General features: G+C 32.2%; 12 protein-coding genes. 4 read left to right on the forward strand and 8 right to left on the reverse strand.

All coding sequences use genetic code 11. The features are described 5' to 3' along the window. Nucleotides 1-314 (reverse strand): translation initiation factor (locus B3J44_RS02910; protein WP_286965665.1); only part of this gene is annotated, 314 nt, incomplete at its 3' end. A 111-nt stretch (nt 315-425) separates the two neighbouring features. Then, nucleotides 426-1,376 carry an isopenicillin N synthase family dioxygenase gene (locus tag B3J44_RS02915; RefSeq protein ID WP_198855658.1) on the reverse strand — a complete coding sequence of 317 codons (951 nt, stop codon included), beginning with the start codon at nt 1,374-1,376 and terminating at the stop codon, nt 426-428. Between the two features lie 188 nt (nt 1,377-1,564). Here B3J44_RS02915 and B3J44_RS02920 point away from each other — a divergent pair, with 188 nt between their 5' ends. Next, on the forward strand, nt 1,565-3,541 hold the full coding sequence (locus B3J44_RS02920; protein ID WP_286965667.1) for an alpha-ketoacid dehydrogenase subunit alpha/beta: 1,977 nt from the start codon (nt 1,565-1,567) through the stop codon (nt 3,539-3,541). 82 nt (nt 3,542-3,623) lie between these two features. Here the strand turns inward: B3J44_RS02920 and B3J44_RS02925 are convergent, their stop codons facing one another. The 4 genes from B3J44_RS02925 to B3J44_RS02940 form a co-directional block, all read right to left on the reverse strand. Then, nucleotides 3,624-4,595, reverse strand: a complete 972-nt coding sequence (locus tag B3J44_RS02925) for a quinone oxidoreductase family protein (protein ID WP_286965668.1) — start codon at nt 4,593-4,595, stop codon at nt 3,624-3,626. Between the two features lie 127 nt (nt 4,596-4,722). After that, nucleotides 4,723-5,301, reverse strand: a complete 579-nt coding sequence (locus tag B3J44_RS02930) for a Crp/Fnr family transcriptional regulator (protein WP_286965670.1) — start codon at nt 5,299-5,301, stop codon at nt 4,723-4,725. A gap of 27 nt (nt 5,302-5,328) precedes the next feature. Beyond that, a complete protein-coding gene (locus B3J44_RS02935; RefSeq protein ID WP_286965672.1) occupies nt 5,329-5,796 on the reverse strand; it encodes a hypothetical protein in 468 nt (155 codons plus the stop codon). Between the two features lie 5 nt (nt 5,797-5,801). Then, nucleotides 5,802-6,209: a glyoxalase gene (locus B3J44_RS02940; RefSeq protein WP_286965674.1), complete on the reverse strand. Its 408-nt coding sequence runs from the start codon at nt 6,207-6,209 to the stop codon at nt 5,802-5,804. A gap of 82 nt (nt 6,210-6,291) precedes the next feature. On the opposite strand from B3J44_RS02940, the gene B3J44_RS02945 reads away from it, so the two are divergent. Next, nucleotides 6,292-6,711, forward strand: a complete 420-nt coding sequence (locus tag B3J44_RS02945) for a hypothetical protein (protein WP_286965675.1) — start codon at nt 6,292-6,294, stop codon at nt 6,709-6,711. A gap of 173 nt (nt 6,712-6,884) precedes the next feature. Here B3J44_RS02945 and B3J44_RS02950 read toward each other — a convergent pair whose 3' ends face one another. Together B3J44_RS02950 and B3J44_RS02955 are read right to left on the reverse strand one after the other, a co-directional pair. Continuing rightward, the gene (locus tag B3J44_RS02950; RefSeq protein WP_286965677.1) at nt 6,885-8,141 is read right to left on the reverse strand and encodes a mechanosensitive ion channel family protein; all 1,257 of its coding nucleotides are present in this window, start codon (nt 8,139-8,141) and stop codon (nt 6,885-6,887) included. After that, nucleotides 8,134-8,427 carry a DUF3817 domain-containing protein gene (locus B3J44_RS02955; RefSeq protein WP_198855666.1) on the reverse strand — a complete coding sequence of 98 codons (294 nt, stop codon included), beginning with the start codon at nt 8,425-8,427 and terminating at the stop codon, nt 8,134-8,136. The genes B3J44_RS02950 and B3J44_RS02955 overlap by 8 nt, the downstream gene beginning before the upstream one ends. A 104-nt stretch (nt 8,428-8,531) precedes the next feature. On the opposite strand from B3J44_RS02955, the gene B3J44_RS02960 reads away from it, so the two are divergent. Then, on the forward strand, nt 8,532-9,065 hold the full coding sequence (locus B3J44_RS02960; protein ID WP_286965679.1) for a DUF6155 family protein: 534 nt from the start codon (nt 8,532-8,534) through the stop codon (nt 9,063-9,065). A gap of 109 nt (nt 9,066-9,174) precedes the next feature. Then, nucleotides 9,175-10,713, forward strand: a complete 1,539-nt coding sequence (locus tag B3J44_RS02965; protein ID WP_198855668.1) for a DEAD/DEAH box helicase — start codon at nt 9,175-9,177, stop codon at nt 10,711-10,713. The last annotated feature ends 230 nt before the right edge of the window (nt 10,714-10,943 follow it).

The following is a 10,943-nucleotide window of genomic DNA, read 5'->3' on the forward strand; positions in this document are numbered from 1 at the left end:
GTTTTGAATCCTTTTTCTTTAAGGATTGCCATTATTTTATCTCGGTAATCGCCTTGAATTATAATCGAATCGTCTTTAAAAGTTCCGCCAACGCTTAATTTGGTTTTGATTTCTTTGGCTAAGATTTTAAAATCTTCATCTGAGCCTTCGTAACCTTCAATTATAGTTGTTGGTTTTCCTTTTCTTTTTTCAAATTTACAAATCATAGGTTCTTTCTGAACGTACAAAACATGATCTTGTTCTTCAACTTGCTCAGGTTCATTTGTTTCTACGTGATCTGGAAATAGATTCTTTAATTGATCTTTTAAGTCCATATTTTTTTTATTCTAAAAATAAATTCCAAGCATAAAGATATTTAAAAATTAAATTCCAAACCCCAAGAAAAGCTCGGAATTTGGAATTTTAATTTTAAAAATTATGTAAGTCTATTTTTTGATTAAACCTAGCTCTACTAAACGTTCGTATAAGAATTCGCCCGCAGTAATATCTTCGTATTTCTTTGGGTTTTCAGCATCAATACAATTTTCAAGACAATCTAAGCGCATATCGCTAACAGGGTGCATAAAAAATGGAATTGAATAACGTGAAGTTCCCCACAATTCTCTTGGAGGATTTACCACTTGGTGAATTGTAGATTTTAATTTATTGTTAGTGTGTCGAGACAGCATATCACCAACATTGATTACTAATTCATCATCTTCAGCAATAGCATCAATCCAGTCACCATTATGATTTTGAACTTGTAAACCTTTACCCTGAGCTCCCATCAACAAAGTAATTAAGTTGATATCGCCGTGAGCAGCTGCGCGAATCGCATTTTCTGGCTCAGAAGTAATAGGAGGATAGTGGATTGGTCTTAAAATTGAGTTTCCTTCTTTTGCATAATTGTCAAAATAAAACTCATCCAGACCTAAATGTAAAGCCAAAGCTCTTAAAACATAAACACCTGTTTTCTCCAATTTTTGATACGCTTCTTTACCAACTACATTAAAACGCGGTAATTCGGTAACTTCAACATTGTCTGGGTATTCTGAAGCCCATCTTGAATCTTTGTCAACGTATTGGCCAAAGTGCCAAAATTCTTTTAAATCTCCTTCTTTGCGTCCTTTAGCATGCTCTTTTCCAAAAGAAACATAACCTCTCTGTCCGCCGATTCCAGGAATTTCATATTTATGCTTAGTTTCTATTGGCAAGGCGAAAAAGTTTCTAATTTCACCATAAAGTTCGTTTACCAATTGATCATCAAGGAAATGACCTTTTAAGGCTACGAAGCCAATGTTTTCAAATGCACTGCCGATTTCATTTACAAATTTTTGTTTACGTTTCGGGTCGTCCGAAAGGAAATCACGTAAGTCTACACTAGGAATGTTTTGCATACTTTACATTTTTTATTTTAAAGAAAAAAGGTGTCATAAGCACCTTTCGCTAACAAAGGTAGATAATATTTTAGAAAATAATCTTAAGCTCAGGCATTAAAAGCTGATTTCTGATTAAAATTAATTTTAAAAACCAATAAAATTGATGCAATTTGTTATATTTGAAACACTAAAAAACAAAAAATTACATGATTTTTTACCGACAAAACCTTTCTGACACTGAATTATTAGATTTATATAAAAAAATATTAAAACCTAGATTGATTGAAGAAAAGATGCTAATCTTGATTCGTCAAGGAAAAGTTTCTAAATGGTTTTCTGGAATAGGGCAAGAAGCTATAGCTGTTGGTGTAACGGCTGTTTTAGATCAGTCAGAATACATACTTCCAATGCACCGAAATCTTGGTGTTTTTACAACTAGAGAAGTTCCGCTTCATCGTTTGTTTTCGCAATGGCAAGGAAAGGCAAATGGTTTTACAAAAGGGCGAGACAGAAGTTTCCATTTTGGAACACAAGAATACAACATTATAGGAATGATTTCGCATTTGGGTCCGCAATTAGGAATTGCTGACGGAATCGCACTTGCAAATAAACTTCAAGACAATAAAAAAATTACGGCTGTTTTTACTGGAGAAGGCGGAACTAGCGAAGGTGATTTTCATGAAGCATTGAATATTGCTGCTGTTTGGAAACTTCCGGTAATGTTTATTGTAGAAAATAACGGTTACGGACTTTCGACACCAACTAACGAACAATATGCTTGCGAAAACCTTGCTGATAAAGGAATTGGCTACGGAATTGAAAGCTGGATTGTTGACGGAAATAATATTATTGAAGTCTACAATAAATTGTCTAAACTTAAAAAAGAAATGCAGGAAAATCCGCGTCCAATTTTATTGGAGTTTAAGACTTTTAGAATGCGTGGACACGAAGAGGCAAGCGGGACAAAATATGTTCCTCAAGATTTAATGGATCAATGGGAACTTAGAGACCCTGTTACAAATTACAGAAAATATTTGACTGAAATTGGAATTCTAACTGCTGAACAAGACGAACAATTTCATACTGAAATAAAGCAAGAAATTGATGAAAATTGGGCAATGGCAAATGCTGAACCTGAAATTGAACCAACTTATAGTGGAGAATTAGATGATATTTATAAACCATTTCAATATGAAGAATATACCCATAATTCTGATTCTACAAATATTCGTTTTATTGATGCTATCCGTAATGGTTTAGAGCAATCTATGTGGCGCCATAAAAACTTGGTTATTATGGGACAGGACATTGCTGAATACGGCGGAGCATTTAAAATTACAGAAGGTTTTGTTGATGCTTTTGGAAAAGACCGTGTACGGAACACGCCAATTTGCGAAAGTGCTGTAATTTCAACAGGAATGGGATTATCTATAAACGGATACAAAGCAATTATAGAAATGCAATTTGCCGATTTTGTTTCTACTGGATTTAACCCGATTGTGAATCTATTAGCAAAATCTCATTATCGCTGGGGCGAAAAAGCAGATGTTGTAGTTAGAATGCCTTGCGGAGGCGGAACTCAAGCTGGGCCATTCCATTCGCAAACCAATGAAGCTTGGTTTACTAAAACTCCAGGTTTAAAAGTAGTTTACCCAGCATTTCCATACGATGCAAAAGGCCTTTTAAATACTTCGATTAATGATCCAAATCCGGTTTTATTCTTCGAACATAAATTATTGTACAGAAGTATTTATCAAGATGTTCCAACTGACTATTATACTATTCCTTTAGGTAAAGCTGCTTTGGTTAAAGAAGGAAAATCGGTAACGATTATTTCATTTGGAGCCACAGTTCATTGGGCTTTAGACACATTAGCGAAACATCCAGAAATTGATGCCGATTTAATAGATTTAAGAACTTTACAGCCTTTAGACACAGAAACAATTTTCGCTTCAGTTAAAAAAACAGGAAAAGCTATAATTTTTCAAGAAGACACACTGTTTGGAGGAATCGCAAGTGATATTTCGGCTTTAATTATGGAAAATTGCTTCGAATATCTAGATGCTCCTGTAAAACGTGTAGCGAGTTTAGATTCTCCAATTCCATTTACAAAAGCATTAGAAGATCAGTTTTTACCTAAAAGTAGATTTGAGGAAGTTTTACTTGAAATTCTAAGATACTAAGTTGCTAAGATGCTAAGGTTCTGAGTCTGAAAAAACTTAGCCCCGATAGCTATCGGGGTAGCAACTCAGAACCTTAGAAGCTTTAAACAAGAACAACCAAGCGCTTTCCATCCGGAACTTCTGCATTCCACATTTTCTCAATATCTGCTAAACGAACAGTTTCAATATTTACTTTTAGTATATTTTTTGAAGCCAAGAGAAACATTTCAGGAAGTATTTCAGAAAATAACAATTTGACTTCTTCTTTTGTCCAACTTCCTAATCCAGAACCAGATAATTGAAGATCAACGCTTCGCAAAATCTGTGCAGACAATTGAATGGTATCTCCAGACATAGAACCTACAGAAACATATCGGGTTTTATGCGTAAAATTTCCGTTTCCTTTTAAAACTGAAAGAATAAGCTCTGCTGAATGTCCCCATAAATAATCAATTACAATATCAATTGGAGTGTTTTTATGGTTTTCTCTTAGCTGAGAAATAAAAGATTCATCATTTTGCTTTAAGGATATAATTTCATCTACACCTAATTCTAAAAGGCTTTCAAGCGCTTTTTCATTTCTTCCTGTAACAATTATCCTTTTAGCTCCGTAATGTTTTGCAATTTGAACAGCCATTTGTCCCGTAAAACCAGTGGCTCCATTTATTAAAACTGTTTCTCCAGGTTTTATTGCTGCTCTAAAACGAAGTGCCATTGCCGAACCTGCGACTGCGTTAGGCATCGCTGCGGCTGTTGCATCATCAATTCCGTTTGGTAAAACTACCATTCGGTTTTTCTCTACTAAAGCTTTTTCGGCGATTGTTCCTGAGATTCCGCGAGCATAAACTCTTGTTCCATTTTCGAGAACTCCAATTGCGTCACTTCCAACAATAAATCCATTTTGGTTTTCTTTTTCTGAAGAATAATGGTCTCCACTTGCAATTCCTTTATCCAGATTTGTGATGGCTACGGCTTTTACCGAAACTAAAACTTCATTTTCATTTGATGCAATTGGTTCTTCAAATTCTGCATATTTTGGCAATTCGCCTTTTTTATAAACTACTGCTGCTTTCATAATTATTAAATTTTATGAAGCAAAATTACAGAGCCGTTTATGGGGAGACGATAACATTTGTTATCAAATTTCTCCTTAAACCATATAAGTTATATAAGCTAGTTTAAGTTTGGCTTATATTAAAATGTCAATTATTTTTATTTACTAATTTACTTTTTAATCTGCTTAAATGTACAGTAGTTATTCCTAAATAAGAAGCAATATAATGTTGAGGAACTCGCAATATAATTTGAGGTCTTTGTTGAATTAAATTAACATAACGCTCTCCAGGGGAATCTTTTATAAACGAAACAAAATACTTCATATAATCAAAAGTACGCTCAAAAAGCTTATTAATGAGACTATCTCTCAATGCTGGTATTTCTTTGATTTCTTCGAGAATTTTATCCAGATCATTTTTATGAATCCACCACAAAACCGAAGGCTCAATCGTTTCTATGTTTGTCGGACTTGGAAGTTTCTTCATAAAACTTTCGATAGAAGCAACGCTCTCATTTTCAAAAAAGAATTGTGTAGTAAGATCTTTTCCGTTATTGTTAAACCAAACCCGAATACAGCCTTTTTCGATGATATAAAGCTTTTTTGAAACTTCACCTTCTTCTAAAAGAGTAGTTTTTGCAGGAACTTCAATTTGATTGAAATAACCGATGTATTCGTTCCATTTTTCATCAGTTAAAGGGAATTTGTTTCGGAATTGATTGAACATTGATTTACTCTAAAATTTTAAATTGTTTTAATCAGAACTATGTCCTGCTTCTGTTGCTAAAATATGAAAGAGTACTAGATTTAAAAATTCTAGGTTTTCATCATTTATACTTAAAAATATCTTTGGATTTGAAACCCAACTTTTCTGTTTTAATTGAGAAATTCTAGTTTCTTTAAAATAGTAGGAAAAATTTCCGTCTATAGCGATAAAATAATCTTGTTTTGTATATAATCTTTTGTCAGTATCAAAAACTATTCTCGTGTCTGTTATTTCTACTATTTCCTCCTTAACCAATTCATTTTGAAATAAAATCTTATAAAAAGATTTTATTAGAGTCATTTTATATTTCACCTCTAAAAGCAAAATATCATCATGATTGTAAATTTCTGTAACCTTGTTTGTCCAGTTGGATTTTACCTTAGAATAAAATAACAATTCATTATTTTTATAAACGTATAAACTTCGTTTTTTATCTTGAAGAATTTCTATTTCCATTAAAATCACTTAGAATCAGATTCCACTTCAAAAAGTTGAACTTGATTTTTCAATCGGTCAATTAATAAATTCATCATTCGTTTATTCAAATCAGAAGAATTTTGGATATAAGTATTGTATTCATCAACCGTAAAAAGCGCCATTACGATTCCTTTTAAAGAATTTCTGAATTTAATGTCTTTTTGAATAGAGTTTTCGATTGTTTGGAGTTTCTTTTCAACTGAGTAAGAATAAAAATCAGGTTTATTCTTGTTTACGTAATTCAAAAAAACAGCTATAAATAAATCGTTTTGAAGCTTTAAAATCGGCCTGATCGTTTGGTTTTGAAAGATCTCATCTGCTGAAGATTGAGCACTTACGGTTCCTAAAGTTTCGCCTCTGAATTCTTTTAAAAAAGTGTCTCTATCTTCCATGGGGTTTTGTTTTAAGTTTTTCTTAAAGTTAAAGAAATAATCCCATAGTAAAAACCTATTTTTGTTTTTCTAAAAATAAATTATGCGATTATTTCTGTTTCTCTGCTTATTATTAGCTTCTTGCAATTCTAAAGAAGACAAAGAAAAATACAACCATCAATTATATCGTGCTGTAAATAACAAAGACACGGCCGTTTTTGATATTCATATAAATGACAAACGTTTTTATGGCCGTTACGAAATTTCGCATTATGGAACCGGAAAAGATTCTGGCGATGTACGAGGAGATTTAAGAGGGGATACTCTTAGAGGAGACTATCACTATATTTCTTTTGGCGGTGCATGGAAAAGAGTCCCTTTAGCACTTTTAAAGAAAGAAAATAAACTTTATTTAGGAAAAGGAGTGATTGGAACTTATTTTAATCTGCCATGTTATGTTCCAGAAGTTCCAATTGAATATAATAATCCTGAGTTTCTTTTTGAGAAGATCGAGGAGAAGTAAATATTATAAAATTTTAAATTCCAAACTTGAATTACTTTGTGTATTTTACCACAAAGCACGCAAAGTTTTTTTTATAAGTTAGACTTACTAAAAATGCAAAGTTCGCAAAGCTTTGTGTAAAAACTTTGCGAACCTTGCGTAATTCTTATCGCTCTTTGTGGTTAAAAAAAACTCTATTCTAATTTTCCAATTTTCGAAGGAAGTTCAAAAATTTCAAGATCAAAATATTGCACAGAAGCCATTACATGATCAAAAATATCGGCCATGATATATTCATAATTTGCCCAGCGTTTGTCGCTTGAAAATACATAAATTTCTAACGGAACTCCATGAGCTGTTGATTGCAGCTGTCGGCACATAATATGCATATTTTTATTCAATCCTGGATGATCGTGTAAATATTGCATAATGTATTTTCTAAACAACCCTAAATTGGTCATATTTCGACCATTTAGAGAAAGCGTTTTATCAATTCCTCTAAGATCATTATACTTGTCAATTTCGGCTTGACGGCTGTCAATGTAAGAAGTAATCAGCTGCACTTTTCGCAATTGATGCAAATCTTCATCGTTTAAAAAACGAATTGTACTGCTCTTTATTAAAACATGTCTTTTGATACGTCTTCCATCAGATTTCTGCATTCCGCGCCAATTCTGAAATGAATCTGAACTTAAAGCATAAGTCGGAATTGTGGTAATGGTATTATCGAAATTTCGAACTTTTACCGTTGTCAAGTTGATTTCGATTACATCTCCATCGGCACCAAATTTATCCATCGTAATCCAGTCGCCAATGCGAACCATATCGTTTATAGCAACCTGAACACTGGAAACAAAACCAAGGATTGTATCTCTAAAAATTAAGATGATAATGGCCGAAAGTGTTCCTAAGATCGTTAGCAATTCGCCTTTTTTGATTCCGAATAAAGTCGAAATAATCATGGCAACTCCAAAAATCCAAAGCACAATCATAATAACCTGAACAAAGCTGTCAATTGGTTTGTCGCTGTATTCTGGTTTTTGTTTTAAATAATCTCGTAACGAATTAAAAACAGTTCTAACGATCCATAATCCTAACAATACAATATAAACTCCAACAATTTTTCCGAACATCGATTCCCAATATTCGTATTTATCTAAAATAACAGGAACTGCTTTGTAGATAAAGAAAAACGGAATTAAATAAGCCGTATATCTAGTGGTTTTATTTTGAATTAAATAATCGTCAAATTTCGTCTTAGTTCGCTGAGCGAAAACGGCAGTCAAAGTGACTAAAATAAATTTGGCAACATAATATATAACGTATGCCAATGCTATTAAAATAGCGATATTAAAGATTAGGCTTGTATAAGACGCAACATTGCGGCTCATTCCCCAATCTCTGAAAACAGGGTATAAAAAATTAAATATTTTCTCCAAAAGCTTATGCATTTGCTTTAGTTTCTAAATATTTTTTCTCAATATAAAAAGTTCCAAACGGAATAAGAGAAGCGATTAGAATGATTGCAAATGTTTTTAAATCCCAATTCATTGATTTTTTTAATAAAAATGCTAAAACAATATATCCGATAAATAAAACACCATGTGTCATTCCTAACGGACGCAATAATGTATGATAAAGTTCAGGATTATTATTTTTGATAATCAACATATTAGCAAATAACACTAAATAAGAGATTCCCTCTAAAATGGCAGTAACTTTGAAAATCTTGAGCATGTATGTAATTTTTAAGTTTAATAGGCGCAAAATTAAGTATTATCGTTGGTTTTTGAGGTATTTATAAAGAAAGTAATTTACTTTTGTAATCTTAAGTTTTGAGAATGAGCAAAAGAGATTTAAAAAAATATTTAGGCGAATTAACCAAAGAGCAATTAGAAGAACAATTGATAGAATTGTATGAGAAATTTGCTCCTGTAAAAGTGTATTATGATTTTGTTTTTAATCCAAAAGAAGACAAATTACTTCAGGATGCAAAGGTCAAAATCTCACACGAATATTTTCCAATTAAAAAACCTGGAGCAAAATGGCGTCCGAAAGCCAAGATGCGAAGATCGGTTGCGCAAAAATTGATTAAGCATTTTATGATGCTAGGTGTAGATTCATATGTTGTTGCCGATATTATGCTTTATAATATTGAAATTGCACAAACGTTTTCTTCTCAAAATTTCATCAAGCAGGAATTGTTTTACAAAAGCATCTTAAATTCTTTTGAGCAAGCAACAAATTTTATTGTTTCAAACGGAATTTTTAACGATTTTAAATTACGAATTAATGCTATTCATAACGAAACTGTAGAGCAAAAATGGAAAAATAAGTACGATTTTGAGGCAATTTTGGAAAAAATCGACTACTAAAACCGTTTCTCATAAAAAATCTTTATTTAAAAAAAACATTTATTTTAAGTTAAAAGAAGATGAATAACTGTTTTTTCGGTGTATTTTTGCAAAAATCCAAAAATAAACAATGTCTCAAAACACTTTAGAAATACAAAGAGAAGAGAAAAAAGAACTGTATGCATACCAAAAGGGCGATATTGACGCCATTTTTGACCGTTTAGACAATGCTCCTCCAAAACACCACTTACTGTATCAGCTTCCAACAGGAGGAGGAAAAACAGTAATATTTTCTGAAATCGTTCGCCGCTATTTATCTCATAACGATAAAAAAGTGGTTGTTTTAACGCACCGTATCGAACTTTGTAAACAAACTTCAAAAATGTTAACTGGTTTTGGTGTTACAAACAAAATAATTAATAGTAAAGTAAAAGAATTGCCTGATCAGAATGATTTTTCTTGTTTTGTGGCGATGGTTGAAACTTTGAAAAACCGTATTAATGATGAAAAACTTCATTTAGACAATATCGGTTTAGTTATTATTGATGAGGCACATTACAACTCATTTAGAAAATTATTAAACTCATTTAAAAATGCTTTTATTCTTGGAGTAACTGCAACACCTTTGAGTTCTAATATAAAATTACCAATGCACCAAAGCTACAACGAACTTATCGTTGGTGATACTATCGGTTCATTGATTGAAAAAGGTTTCTTGGCAAAAGCTACAACTTATAGCTACGATGTTGGTTTGACTTCGTTAAAAGTTGGTATCAATGGAGATTATACAGTAAAATCTTCAGACGATTTATACACCAATACTTTAATGCAGGAAAAACTGCTTCATGCATATACAGAACGTTCTTTAGGAAAGAAAACGTTGATTTTCAATAATGGTATTCATACTTCTTTATATGTATATGAAACGTTTAGAGAAGCAGGTTACGACATCAGACACTTAGATAACACTAGTAGTTCTGAAGAACGTAAAGACATTTTACAATGGTTTAAAAAGACTCCCGATGCAATTTTAACTTCTGTAGGAATCTTGACAACTGGTTTTGATGAGCCAACCGTAGAAACAATTATTTTGAACAGAGCAACAAAATCGTTGACATTATATTTCCAAATGATTGGCCGTGGTTCTCGTAAATTACCTGGAAAAGATGAATTTACAGTTATCGATTTAGGAAACAATGCCGCACGTTTTGGTTTATGGAGCGATCCTGTTAATTGGCAGCATATTTTTAAATCACCAGAATTTTATCTTGAAAACTTGCGTGATGATCACGAAATTGAATTGTTCTTTAAATACAGCATGCCGCCAGAATTACGAGCAAAATTTAGTAAAACTGCCGAAGTTAATTTTGATGTAGATGAAGAGCATAAATTAATTATTAAACAAAATCTTCGTTCTAAAGTTGTTTTAGACAAATCTCTAGATCAGCATGCTGCAATGTGTGTAGACAATACTGAAACGCTTCAAGAAGCAAAAATGTTAGCTAAAGAATTAGAAGATGATATTGAAGATCGTATCAAACGTTATTCTAAATGTTTAAGCCAATGTAGTAAAAACTACCGAGAATGGCTGGTTGACGATTACAAGCAAAGATTAACTTTATTAATTGGTAAAAAGTATCGTGAGAAAATCATGAATGAGCCAGATTGATCAATTTAAAAGTTAAATTGTTTCAGGTTTCATGTTTCAAGTTATTGGAATCTAAAATAGTATCATAATTTATAAAAGGAGAAATAGCATTTCAAAGTAAATGTGATTTCTCCTTTCAACTTATTAAGTTTTTGGTGTAACTTGAAACCTGAAACTTTAAACAAATTAAAGAACATGTCTAAACCATTCTCAACATTAGGAATCTCGGCTCCAATTTTAAAAGCTTTAAG

This window comes from Flavobacterium sp. UBA4854 (assembly GCF_002399805.1).
Taxonomy (GTDB): domain Bacteria; phylum Bacteroidota; class Bacteroidia; order Flavobacteriales; family Flavobacteriaceae; genus Flavobacterium; species Flavobacterium ginsengisoli.

Coding starts and splice junctions, on each gene's coding strand:
- B3J44_RS02955 (WP_198855666.1), bottom strand. CDS start 8,427: ATGCTCAAGATTTTCAAAGTTACTGCCATTTTAGAGGGAATCTCTTAT.
- B3J44_RS02935 (WP_286965672.1), bottom strand. CDS start 5,796: ATGGAAATAGAAATTCTTCAAGATAAAAAACGAAGTTTATACGTTTAT.
- B3J44_RS02920 (WP_286965667.1), top strand. CDS start 1,565: ATGATTTTTTACCGACAAAACCTTTCTGACACTGAATTATTAGATTTA.
- B3J44_RS02965 (WP_198855668.1), top strand. CDS start 9,175: ATGTCTCAAAACACTTTAGAAATACAAAGAGAAGAGAAAAAAGAACTG.
- B3J44_RS02950 (WP_286965677.1), bottom strand. CDS start 8,141: ATGCATAAGCTTTTGGAGAAAATATTTAATTTTTTATACCCTGTTTTC.
- B3J44_RS02925 (WP_286965668.1), bottom strand. CDS start 4,595: ATGAAAGCAGCAGTAGTTTATAAAAAAGGCGAATTGCCAAAATATGCA.
- B3J44_RS02960 (WP_286965679.1), top strand. CDS start 8,532: ATGAGCAAAAGAGATTTAAAAAAATATTTAGGCGAATTAACCAAAGAG.
- B3J44_RS02915 (WP_198855658.1), bottom strand. CDS start 1,376: ATGCAAAACATTCCTAGTGTAGACTTACGTGATTTCCTTTCGGACGAC.
- B3J44_RS02945 (WP_286965675.1), top strand. CDS start 6,292: ATGCGATTATTTCTGTTTCTCTGCTTATTATTAGCTTCTTGCAATTCT.
- B3J44_RS02940 (WP_286965674.1), bottom strand. CDS start 6,209: ATGGAAGATAGAGACACTTTTTTAAAAGAATTCAGAGGCGAAACTTTA.
- B3J44_RS02930 (WP_286965670.1), bottom strand. CDS start 5,301: ATGTTCAATCAATTCCGAAACAAATTCCCTTTAACTGATGAAAAATGG.